Here is a 23,613-nt window from a genome sequence, read left to right on the forward strand (position 1 = left end):
TTGTATCTTGCGCCTCTTTTTGAGAAATATAAAATAGATATAAGAGTTATATGGGTATCATGGGTTACTTGCGGGATAGGATGGGAACAATCCTCGCAGTTTTTATTGGTTTTGCGCTTTTAGCGTTTGTTGCCGGCGAAGTTATCAAGTCGGGCAGTTCAATTTTCAGGGATAGCAATTCCGAAATAGGCGAAGTGAATGGCTCCACCATCAGCAACAAAGAATTCAACGACAGGCTGGATATGTCTACAAAGCAATTCCAGCAGCAATCGGGCCAGGCCATTTCGCCGCAGATTACTACTTATTTGCAGGAAAGCACCTGGAACCAGTTCCTTACCGATAAGCTATTGAGCAAAGAGGTTGAGAAACTGGGTATCACCGTAGGCGATGCCGAAAGGCAGAACATGATCAGCGGCACCACGCCGGATCAGCAAATTATGCGCCAGTTTACCGATCAGCAAACAGGCCAATTCAGCCGCGATAGGTTAAACCAGTTCCTTTCTTATATCCAGAGCCCACAGGCAGATACTGCGCAGATAAAGCAGTGGGGTACCTTCCTTACCGAACTGATAAAGGATAAGAAAAGGCAAAAATACATGGCCCTGGTGAGCAACGGCTTGTACGTAAACTCGCTGGATGCGCAAGACGATTACACCGGCAAAAACAAACTTGCCAATTTCAAATACACCGTGCTTGATTATGCATCCATACCGGATAGCAAAGTCACCCCTACCGATGACGATTATAGCGCGTACTATAACGATCACAAGCCCGAGTTTAAAAACAAGCAGGAACTGCGCAGCTTCGATTACGTAAGCTTCAACGCGGCACCTTCTAAAGAAGATACCCTGGCTATAAAAACACAAGCAGATAAGTTGGCGGCCGATTTTAAGGCATCTACCACCGATTCATTATTCGTGCAGATAAACTCGGTTAACAAAGCACCGTTCCTTTTCCAGAAGAAAGGACAATTAGAGCCGCAGCTCGATTCGGTGATGTTCTCTGCAGAAAAAGGCTTTGTTTACGGCCCATACCTGTCTAACGGCTTCTACAAAATAGCTAAACTGCTAGACGCTAAAGTTGGCCCCGATTCTGTACAGGCACGCCACATCCTTATCGACCCTACTAAAGAGGGTGGTTTAGATAAAGCTTTAGCCAAGGCCGATTCATTAAAGAAACTATTGGCAGGCGGCAAAAGCTTTGCTGAACTTGCGAAAGATTTCTCTACCGATAGGGCATCCGGCGAAAAAGGCGGTGATCTGGGCACTTTTGGCCGCAACGCCATGATACCTATTTTCGACAATGCCGTTTTCAGTGGCAAAACCGGCCAGATACTGGTAGTTACCAGCCAGGCAGGCGTTCACCTTATCGAGATACAAAAACAAATAGGTTCATCTAAAGTGGTTAAAGTTGCTATCGTAGACAAGCAACTGGAGCCTAGCCAAAAAACACAGAACGAGGTTTACAACAAATCGCAAGCTTTCCTGAGCGGCTTAACCAAAGACAACTTTGCAGCACAAGCTAAAAAAGCCGGCTTAGCCGTTAAGAAGGCGGAAGACATAACCGGTACATCGGCATCGCTGCCCGGCCTGGATAACGCACGTGCTTTTATAAAATGGGCGTTCAAAGCCGAAAAAGGCGACTTCTCTGAAGAAGTTTTTCCAATTGGCGATCAATACGTAATAGGCTCGCTTACCGAAATAAAACCTATTGGCTACTTAAGCCTCGATGCTGTTAAGAAGCAGATAGAGCCTGCCGTAAGGAACATCGTAAAAGGCAAGATGCTTGCCGAAAAGCTTACAGCTGCTGCAAGCGGCGCTAGCAATATAGACCAGGTTGCCGCAAAAGCAGGCAGCAAAGTAGTGCCTGTGCAAAACATCGTATTGGCTAACCCGGTTATACCTGGCTCTGGTCCCGAGTATAAGCTTATAGGCGCAATCTTCGGTTCTAAACCGAATGTATTGTCTAAACCTATTGCAGGTACTCAGGGCGTTTACGTTTTCACGCTGGATAGCTTTATCAACCCGGCTGCTTTAACCAACGCCGTTAGGGAGAAACAAACCCTGGGTCAGGCATTAACGCAACGTGCCGATGGGCAGGTGCTTGATGCGCTGAAAGATAAGGCGAATGTAAAAGATAACCGCGCTAAGTTCTTATAAGCTAAATTTAAAGTAATTTTGCATCCGGCAGCAGCGTTATACTGTTGCCGGATTTTTTTTGCTTATAAACGGAACATATACGCCAATGGAAATACAAGAGAACATCATCAATAAAGTTGCGCAAAGCGGCCTGGTTACGTTGGACCCTGCCCAGTTTTACCCGCAAGGCGAGCGCGTGGTGTACGATATAAAGGATAATTTGTTCCATGGGTTGATGCTGCGCGAAAAGGACTTCCGCGAATTTGTAAAAGAGCACGATTGGGCTCAATACCAGGATAAGCTGGTGGCAGTAACCTGCAGCGCTGACGCCATTGTGCCGGCCTGGGCCTACATGTTGTTGGCCAACCGTATGGCCCCCTATGCTAAAGAAGTTGTTTTTGGCGATGCCGAGGTGCTGGAGACTGTTTTGTTCATCAAACAGATAGCCGCTATGGATGCAGCGCAATACGCCGGGCAACGCCTGGTAATAAAAGGTTGCGGGGATATACCTGTGCCCGTATCTGCCTACGTAGAGCTTACCAAAAAACTTACGCCGGTGGCAAAAAGCATTATGTTTGGCGAGCCTTGTTCAACCGTGCCGATTTATAAGCGGCGCGATTAAACCCCTGGTGCATAATTCGGTCTATTGGGTTCTATATCAAATAAATGAAGAAATACTATTTTGTGTTTTTACTGCTGGCAGGTTTTGCTACAGCACGTGCCCAGGAAGCCAAAAAAACCGACGAGGTGGCCTTCCAGGCAGGCGAGCAAATTACCTATAAACTGAAATACGGCATATTTAGCGCTGCCGAAGCGGTAATAAAAGTGGAGAACAGCACGCAGAAATTCAACGGGAAGCCCGCGCTGCGCATTTTTTCTACCGCCAACACCGCGGGCACGTTCAATTTACTGTTCAAGGTGCGCAATCAATACCAAACTTTTATAGATCCACATACGCTACTGCCCTATTATTACTCCGAAGACCGCAAGGAAGGCGGCTACAAGCATTCAGACAAAGTGATATTCGACCATGAGAAGGGCGAGATAACCGCCAACAGTGGCAAATACCCGTACAGCGGCAATGTTTTCGATTTCCTGTCGGCCTATTATTTTGCGCGCAATGTGGATGTATCGGGCCTTAAGATAAACGATAAGCTGGATATGCGTTACTTTTTGGAGGATGGCATCCACACGCTTACCATCACTTATCTGGGCAAAGAGCAGGTAAAATGCGGGCTGGGTACCTTCAACTGCTTAAAATTCAACCCAACTATTATCCCCGGGCGCATATTCCGCAAAAATAGTAAGCTATATTTGTGGATTACAGATGATAAGAACCGCATCCCCGTAAGGGCGCATGTAGAACTTGTAGTAGGCAGCCTGGTAATGGATCTTACACAAGCAAGCGGGCTTAAGTATGCATTAAACCCGGTAAAAAAATAATGATGATTGAAGTAGGAAGCGTTTTGCTGCACGAGGATGTAGTAAAAGAGAATTTTGTATGCAACCTGACTAAGTGTAAGGGTGCCTGTTGCCTCGAAGGCGATTCGGGTGCGCCCCTTAACCACGATGAGCTAGCCGTATTAGCAGAGATATACCCCAAGGTAAAACCCTTCATGACGGCAAAAGGCATCGCCACCATTGAAAGGGAAGGCACCCACGTTACCGATTTTGAGGGCGACTACACCACCCCCTGCGTAGATACCAATAAAGAATGCGCTTATGTTACCTGGGAAAACGGCATTACCAAATGCGCCATAGAGAAGGCTTACGAGCAGGGCGTAATCAGCTGGCAAAAGCCCATATCATGCCACCTGTACCCTATACGTATTACCGCTTACCCCGAGTTCGAAGTTTTGAATTACGACCGTTGGAGCATTTGCAGCCCGGCTTGCAGCTTTGGCGACCAACTGAAAGTAAAAGTACACGAGTTTTTGAAAGGCCCGCTTATACGCAAATACGGCGAAGAATGGTACCGCGAGCTGGAAGATACCGTTGCAGGAATTTAAAATATTAAAAGGTTTGTATATAACCTTATACCGCCGTTTTCGATTATTTTGGTAATATTGCAATAAATAATTGCTTACTCCAATATTCGTTAATGAAAAAAGCTTTAATCACAGGTATCACAGGTCAGGACGGCGCATATTTAGCTGAATTTTTATTGAAAAAGGGATATGAAGTACACGGCGTAAAGCGCAGGTCGTCTTCATTCAATACCGATCGCATAGACCACCTGTACCACGATCCGCACGAAAAAGGCGTACGACTGCACCTTCATTACGGCGACTTAACCGATTCTACCGGCTTAATAAGGCTGATACAAGAGATACAACCAGACGAGATTTATAACCTTGGTGCTCAAAGCCACGTTAAGGTAAGTTTCGACACACCTGAATATACAGCCAACACCGATGGTATAGGCGTATTACGCATACTGGAAGCTATAAGACTTTTAGGCCTCACCCAAAAAACCCGCATTTACCAGGCGTCAACATCAGAGCTCTACGGTTTGGTACAGGCTGTGCCGCAAAGCGAAGATACGCCTTTTTACCCGCGCTCGCCCTACGCAGTTGCCAAACTGTACGCTTACTGGATAATGGTAAACTACCGCGAGGCTTACGGCATGTATGCCTGCAACGGTATATTGTTCAATCACGAAAGCCCTATACGCGGCGAAACTTTCGTAACCCGTAAAATTACCCGTGCCGTTGCCAAAATAGCCTTAGGCCTGCAAACCTGCCTGTTCGTAGGCAACCTGTCTGCCCAGCGCGATTGGGGCCATGCTAAAGATTACATAGCCGCCATGTGGCTTATTTTGCAGCAGGATAAGCCCGAGGATTTCGTGATTGCTACCGGCGTTACCACTACGGTAAGAGAATTTATCAAAATGGCCTTTATGGAGCTTGGCGTCGAGGTGGAATTCAGCGGCAAAGACGAAAACGAAAAAGGCGTTATTATAGACGTGAACCAGGAAAAAGTGAAGAAGCTGGGCCTCAACTATGCCGCCCTGCACCCCGGGCAAACAGTGGTAAAAGTAGACCCTAAATACTTTAGGCCTACCGAAGTTGACCTGCTTATAGGCGACCCTACAAAAGCCAAGGAGAAATTAGGCTGGGTACCCAAGTACGACCTTGCAGCATTGGTGGAAGACATGGTGCATTCTGACCTTGACCTGGCCAAGAAAGATGAACACCTGCGCAAAGGCGGCTATAAAACGTTGAATTATTTTGAATAGAACAGAAGATCCATCGGCATATATATGAAGAAAATCATACTCAGCACTTTTGTATTGCTGGCTTCTTTCGGGCTTACCAAAGCACAATCTGTGTATCAGCCCTATAATTACCAGTTTTACCAAAAGCTGGATGCCGATGTTTATTCAACCAAAACGCGCGTACATTCGTCAATGAAGCCTTTCTTTGCCGACGACTCGCTTTTGGTGTCGCGCATGAATGCCCTGCTTAATTACGGCGTAGTGAAAAACGGTGCTTATGCCAAAATATTCAACGAGCATTTAATCGATTATAAAAGCACTTCATCAACCTTTTATGCCGATTTGCTGCCCGATTTCAATATCGGCCGCGATTTTACCGACAAAAAAACAACCCATTACAATTCCCTGGGTTTGCAGATTGGTGGTACCGCAGGCAAAAAGTTCTATTACAACGTAGCGGGCTACCTAAGCAACGCCAAATTTCCCGATTACGTTTCCACTTATATCAACCAGGTGGGCATTGTTCCGGGGCAGGCTTATGCACGCCGCTTAACCAGCGATGCCGATGCGTACAATTGGTCGTACATTACGGCAAACGTATCGTACACGCCGGTAAAGTTCATCAACATCAGTGCCGGGCGTGATAAAACTTTTATCGGCGATGGCTACCGTTCGGTGCTGTTATCAGATAATGCGTCGCCTTATCCTTTCTTCAGGGTAACGGCCAATGTGGGCAATGTAAAATACATGTCGATGTGGGCATTGTTCGAGGACCCTGCCGCAACCAGCGACCACGGGATTAACCGAAAGAAATTTGGTGTTTTCCATTACCTGGACTGGAACGTGAGCAACCGCCTGTCTTTTGGGTTCTTCGATTCGGTAATATGGGCCAGTGAGGATGACTCCGGCCACGCCCGCGGTTTTGATTTCAACTACATCAACCCGCTTATATTCTTGCGCCCGGTAGAAGCTGCTAACGGCTCGCCGGATAACGCGCTGATAGGCCTTACCAGTAAACTGAAGGTGGTAGACGGGCTTACGCTATACGGGCAGTTCTCGTTGGATGAGTTCGAGTCCAAGAACTTTTTCCACAACCCTGGCAACTACCGTAATAAATTCGGCTGGCAGCTGGGCATAAGAGGCGCTGACCTGTTCGGCGTGAAGAACCTTAACTATCTTGTAGAAACGAATTCGGCAAGGCCATACACTTACTCAGAGCGCGCATCGGTGCTCAACTACAGCGCCAACAGCGAGCCGCTTGCGCATCCCTTTGGTGCCAACTTCCGCGAGTATGTAGGTATGTTGAATTACTCGTACAAACGTTTCGATTTTTCGGGCGAGGGCGATTTTGGCCATTACGGTTTAGATATCAACAACCTTAACTACGGTAAAAACCCTTTCCTTAACTACCAAAACCCGGCAAAAACCGACGGAAACTACATTGGCCAGGGCTTAACCACCAACATGGTTTACCTGCAGGGCAAGGTAGCCTTTTTGCTGAACCCTAAATACAACCTGAGACTGGAGCTTGGCGGTATTTACCGCACCGAAAAGAACAGCGCATTTAATGATAAAACCAGTATGCTTACTTTCGGCATCCGCAGCTCGTTCCGCGATCTGCATACCGATCTGGCTAGCTTTAAATCGCATTAAAAACTCGTGGTATGGGCTTTAACCACAAAGCACCCAAAGATAAAAACACAAAGAGCACTAAGATTTTACTTTAGTGCCCTTTGCATTTTATGTGATTAAAATCAAGATAAGTCTTGTCTCTTGATTCTTACTTCTTGTCTCTTGATTCTTGCCTCTCCGCGCTTATTTCGCTTTCATTTCCTCTTTTATTGCCCTTAGAAACTCGTTGGCGTGCTGCGAGCCGATGATGTAAAGCAAGCCATCGCGATCGGTAAGGTGGATGGCATCGTTGCCGGCAGTATAGAAACGGATGGTGCCTTTAGAGTGCAGGTTGTAAACGGGATTATTGAAGAGGTAGCGACTGTAGGTGCCTTTTTCCACTTTTACGATGCTGTTCAGGTCTATTTTTACGCGGCGGGTGGTCCATAGGCCATCAAGCGTAACGCTTTTATTGGCCACTACGGTTTTAAAATGCAAAACAAACCCCAGGATGATAGATATGGTGATGATGGCGAAACCCACAACGGCCAGCAAATCGCCGTTGCGTTCGCGTTCGTCGGTAAAAAAGTACGCGGCAAAGCAAAACATCGCTAACATAAGGCGGATAGTAATTGGTATCCACTCGCGGCCCAGGTATTGTTTTTCGGTAAAATCGGCTTTGTCGGTCATAATTTAATCAATTCGAATATAGTAACTTTTTTAGTGTTTTTGCCCACTTTGTACCTTTCGTCGGGCCGGTAGCCGCCAAGCCAAATAATATCGCCATTGGCATTCACCAAAACAGGCACTTCGCTTTTTTGATGCAGTGGTACCTTCTGGTGAACGAAGAAATCGCTCAGCTTTTGCTTAGTCTTCATCCCCAGCGGGTAAAAATAATCGCCGGGCTGCCAACTGCGCAAGGTAAGCGGATACACCAGCAGCTCCGCATCTACCGATGTGGCCAGTGGGTTATCTTTGATAATGAGCGGACTATCATCATGCAAAACCCTTAGCTTATACGCCCGGTAATCTACAGAAGTTTCCCCCTCGTTAATAACAACAGGTGTATAATCTGCCGCTTTTATAACAGCGATAATTAGCGTCCCCCTATCCACCACCAAAGTATGGGTATTGCTGTTGAATACCCTACCTGCATGCTTATCCAGTGCGCTAATCAAATCATCAACCACCTGCTCTACGAATCCGTAAGGCTGCAATAATTTAAACAGCAACAGGCGTTGCGGACTGATATTTTTTACGGCAGCTATGCTGATGCGCACCTCGTCGCCATGTTCCGTCATTACCTCTGCACGCAAGGCCTCCACCCTTTCGTTCAGCAATTGCTCCATCTCGCGGAAGTTGCGCAGGTTGCGCTCGAAGGTATCTTCCAGCGCGGGGTTCAATTCCTTAAGCACCGGCACTACCAGGTGCCGTATTTTATTGCGGGCATATTTTACCGAGGCGTTTGAGCTGTCTTCCATAAAGGCAAGCCTTTCGGTGGCAACTATCTCCTGTATCTCCTCCCTCCCCATAAACAATAAGGGGCGCACCAGATTGCCATTTTTAGGCATGATGCCGTGCATGCCAGCTATGCCGGTGCCTCGCGTAAGGTTCAACAATATTGTTTCTATCGTATCGTTCTGATGGTGTGCAAGCGCAACGGCATCGTAACCCGCTGTTTGGCAAAGCCGGGCAAACCATTGGTACCTCAATTCGCGTGCAGCCATCTGCGTAGATAATTTATGCTCAACTGCGTAATGTTTGGTATCGAAATTGGTGGTATGGAAGCTTACGCCAAGCTGCGAGGCCAGCGTGCGGGTAAATTCCTGCTCGGCGTCGGCTTCGGGGCCGCGCAGCATAAAATTGCAATGTGCAATGCCGAACTGATAACCTGCAGATTTAAGCAAATGAGCCATTAAAACCGAATCGATACCGCCGCTTACTGCTGCCAGCACTTTTGTGCCGGGCTCAAATAGTTTATTTTGCACAGCAAAATCAATAAAACGTTCAACAGGAAGCATATCCCAAAATTATTAATTTAATAACCCCTGCAAAAAACTAATTTTGCCCTCGTGATAAAATACGCCTTCAGCCTTCTTTTTGTACTGCTATCTGTTACCTTAATGGCGCAGAAAAAATCCGTGGTGCTGCTTATCCGCTCTAAAAGCCTCGAGCAGATTAAGATAAACGGCAAGGATGTAATCAAAGTGTATCAGGGTACCTTTCAGCAGGATTTTTCGATCATGAGGTCGGACAGCGCATACTTTTATGCGCAGGATAATGCCTTTGATGCCTTTGGCAACGTGAACATTTCGCAGGGCGATACGCTGAATATCTTCTCAGACAAACTAAATTACAACGGCAATACCAAAATTGCCATACTTACCGATAACGTGAAGATGGTAGATAGAGATGCCACCCTCACTACCAATTACCTCACCTATAATACCGCAACCCGCTACGGTACCTATACCAGTGGCGGCAAACTGGTGAATAAAGACAACACGCTCACCAGCCAGAACGGCTATTATTTTGCCGGTAGCAGGGATGCTTTCTTTAGATACAATGTGATTTTGGTAACACCAGATGCGCTGATAAAAACCGATACGTTGCGTTACAACACGGGCACCCGTATCTCCTATTTTTACGGCCCAACCAATATTTACGATACCAAGGACAAAAAAGATACGCTGTACACTGAAGACGGGCTGTACAATACCATAACAGAACAAGCCTTTTTTGGCAAAAAAAATCTCTACAAATCGGGCACCAAACGGCTCAAGGGCGATAGCTTATTTTACGATAAAAAAGCCGGCTTTGGCCGCGCGGTAAAGCACGTGGTATTTACCGATAGCGAGCAGAAGATTACCCTGCTGGGCGATTTGGCCAATTACTACAAAAACGAAGAACGCACCGTGGTTACCAAAGATCCTTACGTAGTAATCGTAACCGAAGAAAAAGACACCACGGCTACTGCGGCCGATACCGCGGCAAGCAACAAGCCGGCTGCCGTTAAAAAAGGTTCGCCTATAAAGGCACCATCGCTAGGTACGGTTAAGGCCCCCACCAGGAACTCGCCGGTAAAGGCCCCACCATTAACGGTACCTGTTAAAACCCCCATGGGTACGCCAATTACCAACCCGGGCCTAAAAAAGCTAAAAGCCGCCACAGATTCCTTAGCCCGCTTAGCTACGGCAGCCAAGGTTGATACGGGTAAAAAGCCGGATAGCCTGCTGAAAGTAAAAAAGCCCGAAAAGATAAAGCGCGACTCGATATACATTTCTGCAGATTCGCTGGAAACCCAGATGGTAACGTTCAAAGATTTGAACATTATGCAGGAGAAACAACGGCTAGCCGGCATAAGAGATACCTCTATAAAAGTTAAGGCTCCTACTGTGGTTGATAAGGCTGCTGCAAATAAAAAAGCATCCAAATTTTTGGTGGCTACCTCGCTATGGTTGCCGAAAGATAGCCTGATACTGCACCCTATGCAGTTCGGTCCTCCCCCGCCCATTGTAGTTGCGCCACCCAAGCTGGATAAAGACGGCAAGCCCATCCCTGTGCCCGCAGGCAAGCCTGATGCACAGGGCCGCATAATGCCCAAAAAGACCGATCAGCAAAAACTTGATGCCGACCCCGAAGAAAACGACCCGGTATTTGTGGTACGGAAGGTTACGCTGCGCGATACTGCGAGGATCAGGATAATCAAAGCCTTTCATCATGCCAAGCTGTTTAAATCAGATTTACAGGCCAAAGCCGATTCGATGTTCTACAGTTACAGCGACAGTACCCTCCGCTGCTTTGTAAACCCGATTATATGGACACAGGGTTCGCAGCTTTCGGGCGATACCATTATGATGCAGATGCGTAACAAAAAGATGGATAACCTGATGCTGTTTCCCTCCGCGTTCATCGTAAATATTGAGAAAGACGATTCCACCACCTTTAACCAGATTGCTGGCAAGCGCATGCGTGGCTTTTTTAAGAACGATAAGCTGGACAGGATGTATATATCGGGCAATGCCGAGAGCCTTTACTTTGCGCGCGACAGCACCAAGAAAGTAACAGAGATGCAGCGCTCGCTCACCAGCCGGATGCGGGTGCTGTTTAAAGATAATAGTGCCACGGATGTTTACTTTTTGGTAAAGCCCGAGCACCGTTACGGCCCGATAAACAAGTTTAAAGAAGACGAGAAGATACTGAAGGGTTTCATATGGAAGCCTAAGGACCGGCCCTTCTCCAAGGAATCCATCATCCCATCGTACGGTAAAAAAGCAGCTACGGTAAAACCAGCCGGCACTACGCCTAAGAAAACCGGGAAAGATAAACAGCCATTGGCTAAACCTCCCGGCGGCAAGCCCATGCCTGGCGATAGCACCGCAAATAAATTACCGGCCTTGCTGCCTGTTAAAACCGGTAAGGATACAACTGGCATAAAACCTGTGATAAAGGGTAAACCGGATAGCACGGGGCTTAAGCCAATCAGTGCGCCGGTGGTAGCACCCAAACGCGATAGCAGTACGGTCAAGCCAAAGCAAAAGCCGGATACTACGGGCAAGAAACGCCCTTAAGGCGGGGTTAAGATTGGTCAAACATTAAGTCGAGTTTTTTCTTTCCTTACCTTCTTTGCGGAGCAGAGAGGGTCGAACAGCGAAGCGCATTCGGGGTGAGTCAACTCGCCGAGCGGCACGTCCGCGCCGCTAGTCGACTCACCCCCCGCCCCCTCCTGCTGCGCAAAGAAGGGGAGATATTGTGGCTATTATCAGCCAGCACGCTCATTCAAAAACGCAATCAACTTCTCAACTGCTATGGCTCTGTGGCTGATGGCGTTCTTCTCCTCCATGCTCATTTCGGCGAAGGTGATATCATAGCCATCCGGCTGAAAGATGGGGTCATAGCCAAAGCCATCGGTACCACTTATTTCCTGGCGGATAGAACCCGCTACCACGCCCTCAAAAAAGTATTCCTCGCCCTGCCACATCAATGAGACAACGGTACGGAACTGCGCCTTGCGGTTCGCCACACCATTTAAGTTTGCCAGCACCTTATCATTATTGCCCTTGTGGTTGCCGTGCGTGCCCGCATACCGCGCCGAGTAGATACCCGGCTCGCCGTTAAGGGCATCAATCTCCAGCCCGCTATCGTCGCCAAAGCAATCAAGCCCATAGCAATCCCATACAAAATGGCTTTTGATAGATGCATTGGCTTTAAAGGTAAGCCCGGTTTCATCTATCTCCTCGGTACAGTCTATATCATCCAGCGTAAGCAGGGCAAGCTGGCCTTTTATCTTAGCCGCCACTTCCTGTAGTTTGTGGCGGTTATTGGTAGCAAAAACTAATTGCTGCATATTATAATGTTTTCATCTGGTCCCAAAAGGCCTTCTTGTTTTCGTTGCTGCTCATCATCTCATCAAAACCGAAACTGTACAGCACAGTAGTTTTCTTACCCTGCACCGGGCTGTTGAAGGGCAAATTGCCTATACCCTGCGGCAAGGCTTCTTTGCCCATTATCACCATTTTAAGCGGCTTTAGCAATTCGGCAACTTTGGCAATAGCAAGCGGTTGATGCTGATGGATATTGAATATCGCCACATCATCCAACACTAAATCTTTCCGTTTAAGGATGCTTTCCATGGCCGTTAAATGCGCTGCGGGGATATGCTCGTCCGATGCATAATTCACCAGTATCACAAAATTCTTATTGTTACCGCCCAGATAATTAAATGCAGGGCGGGGCGTTTGTATTGACTGAGGAATTACAGGGCTAGCGGTATTTGCAGGCTCAATTTCCCTTGCAGACGACGGGATTACCGGCGTGGCTGCGAGCTGGCTAAGAGGTGCAATAACAGCCGGAATATCCGGCTCTACGGCTTTAACCGCTACCGGTGGTGCAGCAATCGGGCCGGCAACTTTATCCTCGGGCAGCAGGTAAAGCTCGTCCTGCAGTATAAAACGGAAAGCCTGGGGGTTATCAACCTTCATCATTATTTAACATATTTTAACCAAAAGTACCTAAAGCAGTTGAAGCATTATAGGCATATTCGCACAACGGCTTAATTATATATTATTATTAATAAATTTTACCGAAATTTGCGATTTAACGGCCTGCGCGCCCGTCATATTTTTTAACAAAGTTCATGAGAAAATTAGGGATATTCATTGTAAATATTTTTTTAGTAGCCACTATAGCCCAGGCACAAACAGATACTACAAAACAAATCAAGGCCGATACCACTGTAAAAGGCCCAACCGGCCCGGTACGCACCATTGATAAAATTGCTGCGGTAGTTGGCTCCAGCATCATCTTACAATCAGATATCGAGTTGCAATACGCGCAATACCTGGTAAGCGGCCAACAGCCCCCTGCCAATTTCAAAGCCGTTTTATTGCAGAACCAGCTTACGCAGAAATTACTGGCCCAACAAGCCGTAATCGATAGTGTGCAGGTGAAGGATGAAGACGTTGATGCCGACGTAGAGCGCCGCATGCGCGCCTTTATACAACGCGCAGGCGGACAAGAGAAGCTGGAAGCTTTCCTGGGCCGTTCGGTTATCCAATACAAAGATGAGATACGCCCCGACATCAAAGAATCGATGATTGCGCAGCGAATGAGGCAAAAAATTACTGAAAAGGTAAATGTTACCCCACAGGATATCAAACGCTTCTACGAACTGATGCCGAAGGACAGCCTGCCCACTTTCAATAAAGAGGTAGAAGTGGGTGAAATCGTTTTCGACCCGAAACTTACTAAAGACGAGAAACAGTATTATAAAGACAAAGCCGAGGAACTGCGCAACAGGATCAAGAAAGGCGAAGATTTTGGTGCATTGGCGAGGCTTTACTCGCAAGATCCGGGTTCCGCGCCTGACGGTGGCGACTTGGGTTTTAACGACCGTAACGGTTTCGTAAAAGAATTCTCGGCGGTGGCCTTTAAACTGAAAGCAGGCGAAATTTCGCCCGTTTTCGAGAGTGACTTCGGTTTCCACTTTTTACAGGTGATAGAGCGCAGGGGCGAGCAGGTACACACCCGCCACATCCTGATTGTACCGATTACCACCCCGGCCAGTTTAGACAGGGCCAAGGTAAGCGCCGATAGTTTGTACACCATCATGAAATCTAACAAGCTGATCGATTTCTCGAGTGCAGCAGCTTTGTTCTCTGATAATAAAGAAACCAAATACAATGGTGGTATGATGCTGAACGCCGATAACGTGCAAACCCGTTCTACGTATATCCCCACAAACCGCTTAGATCCGCAGGTGGCCCTGGTAATAGATACCATGAAAGTAGGCAGCATATCGCAGCCAATTTTGTTTACCGATGCCCAAACCGGCAAAAAAACTTATAAGATTTTATACCTTAAATCGGTTACGGATGCCCATAAGGCCAACCTGGAACAGGATTTTGCCAAGCTGAAAGATATGGCTATGGACGATAAGCTTGACCGTACCGTAAGTCAATGGTTCGAAAAACGCCGTAAAGAAACCTTCATCAAAATAGACCCGGAATACCAGGCATACCCTATACTACAGAAATGGATAATGCCGGTTACCTCGGCACAGGCAAAACCATAATATAACATATGCAACACCGCTCTGATGTAGAGGCCGCCGATGCACTGAAACATGCTTACGAGCAAATACGTGCAGAAATTGGAAAAGTAATCATAGGACAGGACGAGGTAATCAAATTCGTTCTGATCTCTATTTTCAGCAACGGGCATTGCCTCTTGGTGGGCGTGCCCGGCCTGGCTAAAACGCTGCTGGTGCAAACCGTAGCTCAGGTGCTCGACCTCGACTTCAAACGCATCCAGTTTACACCCGATTTGATGCCCTCAGACATCATCGGGTCTGAAATACTGGGCGAAGACCGCAATTTTAAATTCATCCCCGGCCCGGTGTTCTCAAACATTATCCTGGCCGATGAGATAAACCGTACGCCTCCAAAAACGCAGGCTGCCTTGTTGGAGGCCATGCAGGAAAAAGCCGTAACGGCAGCAGGCGTTACCCACAAATTAGCTAAGCCATTTTTTGTATTGGCTACCCAAAACCCCATAGAGCAGGAAGGCACCTACCCCCTGCCCGAAGCACAGCTGGATAGGTTCATGTTCAACGTAGCCTTAAACTATCCCTCGTTTAAAGAGGAGTTGCAGGTAGTGAAGAATACCACCAGCACCCACCAGGCCACGGTAAGCAAGCAATTGAATGCCGAGCAGATCATCTATTTCCAACAGTTGGTGCGCAATATACCGGTTACCGATAACGTGCTTGAGTACGCCGTAAAACTAGTATCCAAAACCCGTCCCGATAGCGAGTTTGCTACCCCGCAGGTAAAACGGTTACTTAACTGGGGTGCAGGCCCCCGTGCATCGCAGTTCCTTATCCTGGGTGCCAAATGCCACGCTGTACTCAACGGAAAGTATTCCCCGGACATTGAAGATGTAAAAGCAGTTGCTAAGCCTATATTGAGCCACCGCATCGTTCGCAGCTACCACGCCGAAGCCGAGGGCTTGTCCGCAAGCGATATTATAGAACAATTATTTTAAGAAACGTTATATAACAAAAAACGCTAAGCCCATAAGCTTAGCGTTTTTTGTTATAGGTCAAATTTCCCGTAGAATTATTCTACCGTAGAAAATATCTCCAGCAACACGTTCCATTTGTGGGCGGCATCCTGTTCCCAAATACGCACATAGTTGTAGTTGTTTACGATATTGCCCTTGCGGATGCGGGCGGTGCCGTAGCTGTAGGCAAGATCGTTACTAGTAGCACGACCGCCATTTACCGTTTGCGACGAAATGCTGATGCCCTCGCTGGCTATGAAATCCGAAACTTTTTCTTTGCCCTTTATCGGTTCGAAACCCGGGAAATAATACATCGCACCGGGGCTTAAAAACTCCTTGTAAGCCGCCCTGGCCGACATACCCTGCAGTTGGTTTAGGATTTTATCAGAATCCATTATCAGTCTTTTACCGTTAAAAGGGTCTTTACTTGCAGCTACTTGTTTAGTAAGATCGGGCTCCTGAAAATCGGTAACTACTTCGCCCTCCGGCTCGGGATGCTGTATGCCTAAATCAATCAGTAGTTTATACCTGTTCTCGGTTGGATCCAATTTCCATACCGAAACGTATTGGCCAAAAACCTTATCATCGTCGGTTTTGCCGTTTTGATATACGTAGGGGCCTGCGGTAAAGCCCAGATCGCCGTTGGCAGATATACGGGCAACTTTTGGCTGCCAGGTAAGTTTGCCGGGCTGCTTGTCGATAGTGGAATAAAACTCAGATATCTTAACCGCGTTTGGTTTAAACACTATCCCTTCGGGGTCGGCAACGGCCAAAAAGCCTGCTTTGATGCCTTTGCGCTCAACCAGGTTATTAAAGTCGATTTCGGCATTTACTATCCTGCTTACTTCAACAGGTTTTGTTTGTGCCGACGCATGCTGGACCATGCCAGATAAAACGAAAGCAGCTATCAATAATTTTTTCATAGTGTGTATTGGGCAATATCTATTTTTCGTGTTATAAATGTAAGCATGCCCCGCTTAAATTCAATGTGTTATAATCGTTAAAAATGGTTAAATCCGTATCCAATCGGTAGTGCCTTGTTTATTATCGTTCAGTTGAAAACCGATTTGCTTCAAGCCCTCCCTTATCTTATCAGAAGTGGCATAATCCTTATTGGCTTTTGCCTGGTTGCGCAGGTTTACAATTAAACCAAGCAGACCGGCTGTATCGCCTCCTTCGTTATCTTCTTGTTTCAACCCTAAAACATCATAAAAGAAATCGTTGTACGTTTTCTTCATCCGTTCGAAAGTTGCGGCCGACACAGCACCCGAGTTGCGGGCTGCATCAGCAAATGAATTTGCCCACTTGGATATGTTGTTCAGAGCCTCTAACGTTTTTGGCGAATTAAAATTGTCGTTCATGCCGTTATAGCAATCTTCGCAAGCCGATATAATCTCGCCCTCTGCCTCGTCATCAACAGCAACCAGCGCATTTTGTTGCAATGCACTTAACTTTTTAGCGGCCTCAGCAAGTCTCTTGTAGAATTTCTCGGCTGCATCCAGTGCCTCATTAGAAAAATCTACCGTGCTGCGATAGCTTGCCTGTAAAAAGAAGAAACGAACCACCATCGGGCTGTATCCGCGTTTAAGCAACTCGTGCGTGCCCTCGAACAACTCGTGCGGCAGGAAACTGTTCCCTAACGATTTCGACATTTTTTGCCCGTTCACGGTGAGCATGTTGGTGTGCAGCCAGTAGCTCGCGGGCGTATTGCCGCAGCTGGCCACGTTTTGCGCAATCTCGTTGGTGTGGTGTGTGGCCATCAGGTCCATACCGCCGCCGTGTATATCAAACTGGTGCCCCAGGTATTTATTGCTCATGGCCGAGCACTCGAGATGCCAGCCCGGGAAACCTACGCCCCAGGGCGACGGCCACTTCATCAGGTGCTCGGGCTTGGCCTTTATCCAAAGTGCAAAATCGAGCTTGCCATGTTTCTCGTGCTGGCCGCCTAATGCGCGGGTATTGTTCAGCATATCTTCCAGCTTGCGGCCGTTCAGTATGCCGTAATCCTGAGTTTGGTTGTATTTCTCTACGTCGAAGTATATCGAGCCATCCACCTCGTAGGCGTAGCCTTTCTCCAGTATAGCCTTCACCAACTCAATCTGTTCTATGATATGGCCGGTGGCTGTGGGCTCTATGCTTGGCGGCAGGGCGTTGAAAATCTTCATCACCTCGTGGAAATCAACAGTGTACCGTTGCACTATCTCCATAGGCTCTAAAGCCGATAGCCTTGCTTTTTTTGATACTTTGTCCTCGCCCTCGTCGGCATCTCCCTCCAGGTGGCCGGCATCGGTAATATTACGCACGTAGCGTACTTTATACCCCAAATGCAGCAGGTAACGGAAAATTAAATCGAAGCTGATAAAAGTGCGGCAGTTGCCCAAATGCACATCGCTATATACGGTAGGTCCGCAAACATACATCCCGACGTGGGGAGCATCGAGCGGGATAAATTCTTCTTTTTTACGTGTTAAACTGTTGTAAACAAACAATTTTTGTTCCATGAGCGCAAACTTACAATTTTTAGGGTTCATGTATAATAAATCCCGGCCTATCTCATTCAATATTACCCAAACTTAACTATTCAGCAAAAAACCAAAAGTGTACTTAGGCTGATAACCAAAATAACGAGTAGCTTTCCCACAATCATAAACCCTATCGATACTCCTGGGAAATTGCCAACCCTTAGCCGCGTAGATGGCCTCCGCTTGCGGGTAATACTTCAGGATTGCCGCAAGCGGGTTGTGTTTCAGCTCCACCACATCGTCCCTTTTAAATGGCGAACCGCTGCTGATGTTGAATATCTCGAAATTGGCGAAATCTGCTTCCAATGCCAGCCGCAGGGCTTCGGCGCCGTCGCGCTCATCCAATCCGCGGTAGAGGCGATGGTTCAGCTTAAGGTTATCATCCTCGGGCAAAAACCGCCCTACGCGATAAACGGAAGCCTGCAGGCCTTCCTTGTAGAAAAAATCGCGGCAAAGCTGTTCGCTGGCTTGCTTGGTAATGTCGTAGATATCGCGCGGGCGCTCAACCAGTGTTTCATCCACCCAAACGGCTTTATCTTTATCTACCAATGCCTCGCCATAAATGGATGTAGTGCTGGTGTACAGGAATTTCTTGATGCCATTATTTACGCAGGCTTCCAGTAAATTCAACGTGCCGAGGATATTGGCGTGTATAAAGGCTTCGCGGGGATAGCCCAGCTCATAATGCTTGCCGTGCAGGGCCGCAGTATGGACGATGGCATCAAAGCCCTTTACTATGGAGGCCACCGTCGCCTTATCTTTTACATCTATAAGTGCATCGGTGGTGTCGGCGGGTATCAAATCGATACCTGTAACCCGGTGCCCGTGCGCTTTAAGGTGCCTAACGGTTGCGCTGCCTAACTGGCCCGACGAGCCGGTGACCAAAATATTCATGAAGGGGGTATTTATAGCGGGGTAATCCAATTTATTTCAACAGCACATCGGCCCACACCGGGTAATGATCCGACAGTTTCTTTTGGATGATCTGATAGTTCAATACGTCGAACTGCGGGCTCACCATAATATAATCTATCTGGTAGTTGGGGAAATCGCCGTTATAGGTGCGCCCCAGGCCCGAGCCTTTCTCGAGGAAAGCGTTCTTCATGCCCAGCGCCATCGTGTTAACGGCAAACGAGGCGGGCGTATCGTTAAAATCGCCGGAGTAGATGTATGGATAAGGGCACTCTTTTGCGTGGGCCTTTACAGTGTAAACCTGGTCGGCACGTTTCAGGAATGCTATCTTGAGTTTAGTGCCCAGGCGCTTGGTGGCCGTCATATTGGTTTTGCCTTGTTTGGAAACCTCGCCCAGGTATTTGTAATCCTCCGGCTCAAATTTGATGGATTGCAGGTGCATACTGTACAGCCTTATCTTTTTGTCGCCCTTCTGTATATCTACGAAGAGACACTGGTTACCCGTCATTTTCCCGGATAGCGACACCAACCCGAAATTGAAGATAGGGTAACGCGAGAAGATGGCCATGCCCGATGCCTGGTCGTAATTCACATCGAAGGGTTCGAAATAATAGAACTCGCTGTTCAGTATTTTTTTGATGGAGTCGATCATATCGTATTGCCCGCGCCTGCGGGTGTAAAACTCCTGTATGCCTATCACATCAGGATTGTTCTGGGCGATGAGCTCCAAAATTTCGTGCTTGGTAGAGATATCGTTATTAGCACCATAGCGCTTAAAATCGTGCGCGTTATAGGTCATGATGCGCAGCGAATTGGGCTGCGTTGGCCTGGCGGTATCGGTTTGGGTACGGAAGCCGATATTATTGATCAACACCTTATACCCTATGAGGATAGTGATTACCGATAGCAGGAAATAAAGCCGGCGCCTGAATAGCCAGTACACCACCAAAATGACGTTGAACAATAACAGGGGTGGATAAGCCAGCCCGAAGAACGCGATAAGCCATGCCTTGCGCGGATCCAGGTAGGGGGCCAGGTAACTCAGCAACAAAGCCAGGCACAGCGCATAATTGCACCACAACACAATCTTGCCGAAAAACCCTAAGCTTCTTTTATCCTTCATTATTGTTGCTTGCGCGGGATAGTGTTTCTTTCTCCTGCTTGCTCAGGCTATCATAGCCCGTTGCGGAAATTTTATCTAAAATACGGTCGATTTCATCTTGCCGGGGCATGTTGGCAGCTTTTTTTTGCGGATGGTTAAAGCTTACCACTTTCATTTTGGGCCTGGGGGCAAACAGTTTGTTAATGCCGCGGATCCAGTCGGTACCGCGCTGCAGCTGATTGATGTAGATAAAGGCAAACAAACCGCTGCCCACATAGCCCATCATGGTAAGGGGGCTATCCTTTGCGCCGATTAAAGCCAGCGTTACATAGAACACGCACACCCATTTTAACTTAACCGAGCCGATGATAATCAGGCGGATCTCATGTTCGGGAAGCAATGTGGCTGTAGCCACTATAACTGCCACTACACTAATCGCTGCGCCGGCAATTGCAGTATCGGGGATACCCACATGCGCCAGGCTGAGCAAACTGTAACCGGCTATTGCAAAAATAGCACCGGCCAACCCGCCAAGCAGATACACCCCCAGCAAGCGCTTATGATTTAAGAACTCCTCAAACACGCGCCCCATCCAATATAGCCATAGCATGTTGAATAATATCTGCAGGAAGCCCTCATGCATAAACATATACGTAAGGGGCGTCCAGATGTGCCTGGCCAACACCGGCAAAACCGGCGACAGTAAAAGATACTCGCTACTGTAGGCACGCACCGCCGGAATTTGTATGAGTAAAAAAAGCGCCACATTTATGCCGAGAAGCAGGGGTATCCGGCTATCGCTTTTGGATAATTTATATTGGATATCTCGCCAGAGGGTGTTCATATACGTTAGCTGTAATTGCTATGATAACAAATGAAAATTAATAGTAATTGTTTGGCCTCTTAATGCCCCAAATTTTAATCAAAATAAAGCCAAATAAAGCACCACCTAAGTGGGCAAAGTGGGCCACGTTGTCGCCCGAGACTTGTTTAACTCCTAAGAATAATTCAAGTACAATATAAACCGGTATGATATATTTAGCTTTAACAGGTACGGGTATAAAAAGAATCATAAGCTCTAAGTTGGGGAACAGCATACCAAAGCCTACTAAAATACCAAAAATAGCACCGGAGGCACCAACCATACCACCATTGTACATCCCATATAGCTGATTCGCTACCGCTTCATTTCCGCCGGCATAAGGCATAAAGGCATCAACATAACCTAAATGCACGTTTGGTATTATGAAAGTACCCGCAATATTGTGGATTTCGAACGCATGCCAGCCTATATTTAATAAATACGCACCAATGCCAGTGAGAAAGTAGAAGTTGAAGAATTTCTTCGACCCCAAAGTGCTTTCCAATATCGGCCCAAAAGAAACCAAAGCAAACATGTTAAACAGTATATGCATAAAATCCTTATCACTATGCATAAACATGTAAGTGATGACTTGCCATGGCTTAAACAATGGTGAGCCGAAGTAGTATGCAGATAAGTAGGTGTTCAGATCGATAACCGGCCTCAACGCAAACATGGCGATATAAAAAATGATATTGATAATAAGCAGGTTCTTAACAACCGGTGTTAAATTGGCAAATGGTGATTGCATGTTCTGTATAAATATTAAAACGCCTTCCGGTTATTTCTCAAACCGTTCGGCTAATTCGTTCAATGTAAAGGTAGTAATTACGGGCTTGCCATTCAGGGCCAAATTTGGCATCTGGCAGGCAAAAAGCTGGTCTATCAATTGGTTCATCTCTTCCATAGACAATCTTACGCCGGTTTTTATGGCAGCGTTGCGCGCCAGCGAGCGGGCCAGGTTATCGCGTTTATCCAGCTTCAGTATCGCCAGGTTATTTTTAAACCCTTCCAGCAGGTGCTCCAGCAGTTCGTGCTCATTGGCATTGTTGATATCCGCAGGGATGCCCTCTACCACTACCGTGTTTTTGCCAAATTCGCGTATATCAAACCCCAGTGCGCGTATATCGGGCAAAAGCTCTCTCAATAACTCAAAATCGGCACTATTTAGTGTGACAGATTGCGGAAATAAGCTTTGCTGACTCACGCCGCTATGATTCTGCAATTGCTGCAGGTAGCGCTCATACAAAATACGCTCGTGTGCCCATTGTTGGTGTATGAGCATAAAGCCCGATTTTATCTGCGAGAGGATAAACCGGTTGTGCACCTGGAAAAACTGCTTCTCGCTGCTTTTGCTTATCTCCTGTTCGTTTACCGAGGTGCTTTTCTCTTCGTGCATCTCGTGCTGCAGGTTTTCGTCGCGGCGGGCAATCTCGTAAAGGGTATCCCAGTTTTTGGGGATGGCTTGCCGGGGGCTGCCACCATCGCGCAGGAAAGGCAGTTCGCGTTCGGGCCGTTTCTCCGCCGCGAAGGGGTTAAAATCGGGGTTGAAGGCAATGGTTGGCTGCACAATTTCCTCGAAAGGCTTTTGCGTAATCAAATGCCCTATGCTGTTCTCCTGGTCGAAATCCAACGTCGGGGTAATATTGTATTTACCCAGCGAACGCTTCACCGCCGAGCGGATGATGGCGTAGATGGCCTTCTCATCCTGGTATTTGATTTCAGTCTTCGTCGGGTGCACGTTGATATCTATTTTGGATGGATCGATATCGATGAACAGCACGTACAGCGGGTAAGAGTCATCGGGCAGCAGTTCCTCAAAAGCCGTTAGCACCGCATGGTTCAAATAAGCATCTTTTATAAAACGGTTGTTTACGAAGAAGAACTGCTCGCCCCGTGTTTTGCGGGCAAACTCGGGCTTCCCTACGTAGCCGTTGAGTCGTATAATGGTGGTATCTTCCTCAACAGGTACCAGCCTTTGGTTATAATTATTGCCCAGCAGGTGTATGATGCGTTGCTTTAACGATGCCGCAGGCAGGTGATAAACCTCCTGCCCATCATGATGCATGGTTAAAAACACACCGGGGTTGGCCAGTGCCACACGCTGAAACTCATCTATAATGTGGCGCATCTCCACCGGGTTGCTTTTTAAAAAGTTGCGGCGGGCGGGCGTATTGTAAAAAAGGTTCTTGATGGATATAGAAGTGCCTGTATTGGCCGAGCATGGCTCCTGTTTGATCACCTCGCTGCCTTCAATGCATATACAGGTGCCCAGTTCATCCTCGTGGCGGCGGGTTTTCAGTTCTACCTGTGCAATGGCTGCGATAGATGCCATTGCTTCGCCGCGGAAACCCATGGTACGAATCGCAAAAAGGTCCTCCGCCTTGCGTATTTTTGAGGTGGCGTGCCGCTCAAAGCACATGCGGGCATCGGTAAGGCTCATGCCGCAGCCATTATCTATCACTTGTATCAATGCCTTGCCGGCATCTTTCAATATCAGCTGTATTTTATCCGCACCTGCATCTATGGCGTTCTCTATCAATTCTTTCACTGCCGATGCGGGGCGCTGCACCACTTCGCCTGCGGCTATCTGGTTGGCTACCGAATCGGGTAAAAGCTGTATTATATCTGGCATTTAAACGTATTTCCCTCCTCCCGATTTTTTCGGGATCAATTTCGATGCTAAA

General features: G+C 47.4%; 20 protein-coding genes. 9 read left to right on the plus strand and 11 right to left on the minus strand.

From position 1 onward, the window contains the following. Positions 1–59: 59 nt before the first annotated feature. The 6 genes from AC1DXC_RS18375 to AC1DXC_RS18400 all read left to right on the plus strand — a co-directional run bounded on the left by AC1DXC_RS18375 (position 60) and on the right by AC1DXC_RS18400 (position 7,008). On the plus strand, positions 60–2,159 hold the full coding sequence (locus AC1DXC_RS18375) for a peptidylprolyl isomerase (protein ID WP_477460634.1): 2,100 nt from the start codon (positions 60–62) through the stop codon (positions 2,157–2,159). 85 nt (positions 2,160–2,244) lie between these two features. Further along, on the plus strand, positions 2,245–2,760 hold the full coding sequence (locus AC1DXC_RS18380) for a DUF2480 family protein (RefSeq protein WP_477460635.1): 516 nt from the start codon (positions 2,245–2,247) through the stop codon (positions 2,758–2,760). 44 nt (positions 2,761–2,804) lie between these two features. Then, positions 2,805–3,581: a DUF3108 domain-containing protein gene (locus AC1DXC_RS18385; RefSeq protein WP_477460636.1), complete on the plus strand. Its 777-nt coding sequence runs from the start codon at positions 2,805–2,807 to the stop codon at positions 3,579–3,581. A 2-nt stretch (positions 3,582–3,583) separates the two neighbouring features. After that, entirely contained in the window at positions 3,584–4,147 is a 564-nt protein-coding gene (locus AC1DXC_RS18390) for a DUF3109 family protein (RefSeq protein WP_477460697.1), read from the plus strand. A gap of 92 nt (positions 4,148–4,239) precedes the next feature. Then, positions 4,240–5,376, plus strand: a complete 1,137-nt coding sequence (gene gmd, locus AC1DXC_RS18395) for a GDP-mannose 4,6-dehydratase (protein ID WP_477460637.1) — start codon at positions 4,240–4,242, stop codon at positions 5,374–5,376. 24 nt (positions 5,377–5,400) lie between these two features. Continuing rightward, on the plus strand, positions 5,401–7,008 hold the full coding sequence (locus AC1DXC_RS18400) for a gliding motility protein RemB (RefSeq protein ID WP_477460638.1): 1,608 nt from the start codon (positions 5,401–5,403) through the stop codon (positions 7,006–7,008). Positions 7,009–7,170: 162 nt separating this feature from the next. Here the strand turns inward: AC1DXC_RS18400 and AC1DXC_RS18405 are convergent, their stop codons facing one another. Both AC1DXC_RS18405 and tilS read right to left on the minus strand, forming a co-directional pair. After that, positions 7,171–7,656 carry a hypothetical protein gene (locus AC1DXC_RS18405; RefSeq protein WP_477460639.1) on the minus strand — a complete coding sequence of 162 codons (486 nt, stop codon included), beginning with the start codon at positions 7,654–7,656 and terminating at the stop codon, positions 7,171–7,173. Next, on the minus strand, positions 7,653–8,987 hold the full coding sequence (gene tilS, locus AC1DXC_RS18410; protein WP_477460640.1) for a tRNA lysidine(34) synthetase TilS: 1,335 nt from the start codon (positions 8,985–8,987) through the stop codon (positions 7,653–7,655). Before tilS ends, AC1DXC_RS18405 begins: the two co-directional genes overlap by 4 nt. 51 nt (positions 8,988–9,038) lie before the next feature. Between tilS and AC1DXC_RS18415 the strand changes: the two genes are divergently transcribed. Continuing rightward, on the plus strand, positions 9,039–11,537 hold the full coding sequence (locus tag AC1DXC_RS18415) for an OstA-like protein (protein WP_477460641.1): 2,499 nt from the start codon (positions 9,039–9,041) through the stop codon (positions 11,535–11,537). A gap of 191 nt (positions 11,538–11,728) precedes the next feature. Here the strand turns inward: AC1DXC_RS18415 and rdgB are convergent, their stop codons facing one another. Then, positions 11,729–12,313 carry an RdgB/HAM1 family non-canonical purine NTP pyrophosphatase gene (rdgB, locus tag AC1DXC_RS18420; RefSeq protein ID WP_477460642.1) on the minus strand — a complete coding sequence of 195 codons (585 nt, stop codon included), beginning with the start codon at positions 12,311–12,313 and terminating at the stop codon, positions 11,729–11,731. A 1-nt stretch (position 12,314) separates the two neighbouring features. Then, entirely contained in the window at positions 12,315–12,950 is a 636-nt protein-coding gene (locus AC1DXC_RS18425; protein WP_477460643.1) for a hypothetical protein, read from the minus strand. Positions 12,951–13,102: 152 nt separating this feature from the next. Here AC1DXC_RS18425 and AC1DXC_RS18430 point away from each other — a divergent pair, with 152 nt between their 5' ends. Together AC1DXC_RS18430 and AC1DXC_RS18435 are read left to right on the plus strand one after the other, a co-directional pair. Then, complete coding sequence (locus AC1DXC_RS18430) at positions 13,103–14,539, plus strand: peptidylprolyl isomerase (RefSeq protein ID WP_477460644.1); 1,437 nt, start codon at positions 13,103–13,105, stop codon at positions 14,537–14,539. Positions 14,540–14,547: 8 nt separating this feature from the next. After that, a complete protein-coding gene (locus tag AC1DXC_RS18435; RefSeq protein WP_477460645.1) occupies positions 14,548–15,510 on the plus strand; it encodes an AAA family ATPase in 963 nt (320 codons plus the stop codon). 74 nt (positions 15,511–15,584) lie between these two features. Here the strand turns inward: AC1DXC_RS18435 and AC1DXC_RS18440 are convergent, their stop codons facing one another. The 7 genes from AC1DXC_RS18440 to mutL all read right to left on the minus strand — a co-directional run bounded on the left by AC1DXC_RS18440 (position 15,585) and on the right by mutL (position 23,561). Beyond that, positions 15,585–16,451, minus strand: a complete 867-nt coding sequence (locus AC1DXC_RS18440) for a hypothetical protein (RefSeq protein WP_477460646.1) — start codon at positions 16,449–16,451, stop codon at positions 15,585–15,587. 87 nt (positions 16,452–16,538) lie between these two features. Then, positions 16,539–18,029 (minus strand): cysteine--tRNA ligase, encoded by a 1,491-nt coding sequence (cysS, locus tag AC1DXC_RS18445; protein ID WP_477460647.1) that lies wholly within the window; start codon positions 18,027–18,029, stop codon positions 16,539–16,541. A 72-nt stretch (positions 18,030–18,101) separates the two neighbouring features. Then, complete coding sequence (locus AC1DXC_RS18450; protein ID WP_477460648.1) at positions 18,102–18,944, minus strand: NAD-dependent epimerase/dehydratase family protein; 843 nt, start codon at positions 18,942–18,944, stop codon at positions 18,102–18,104. Between the two features lie 31 nt (positions 18,945–18,975). After that, positions 18,976–20,085, minus strand: a complete 1,110-nt coding sequence (locus AC1DXC_RS18455) for an endonuclease/exonuclease/phosphatase family protein (protein WP_477460649.1) — start codon at positions 20,083–20,085, stop codon at positions 18,976–18,978. Beyond that, positions 20,075–20,908: a rhomboid family intramembrane serine protease gene (locus tag AC1DXC_RS18460; RefSeq protein ID WP_477460650.1), complete on the minus strand. Its 834-nt coding sequence runs from the start codon at positions 20,906–20,908 to the stop codon at positions 20,075–20,077. The genes AC1DXC_RS18455 and AC1DXC_RS18460 overlap by 11 nt, the downstream gene beginning before the upstream one ends. A gap of 37 nt (positions 20,909–20,945) precedes the next feature. Further along, complete coding sequence (locus tag AC1DXC_RS18465) at positions 20,946–21,677, minus strand: rhomboid family intramembrane serine protease (RefSeq protein ID WP_477460651.1); 732 nt, start codon at positions 21,675–21,677, stop codon at positions 20,946–20,948. 30 nt (positions 21,678–21,707) lie between these two features. Next, positions 21,708–23,561 carry a DNA mismatch repair endonuclease MutL gene (mutL, locus tag AC1DXC_RS18470; protein ID WP_477460652.1) on the minus strand — a complete coding sequence of 618 codons (1,854 nt, stop codon included), beginning with the start codon at positions 23,559–23,561 and terminating at the stop codon, positions 21,708–21,710. Positions 23,562–23,613: the final 52 nt, after the last annotated feature.

The sequence above is a fragment of the Mucilaginibacter sp. P2_D11 genome (genome assembly GCF_056404435.1).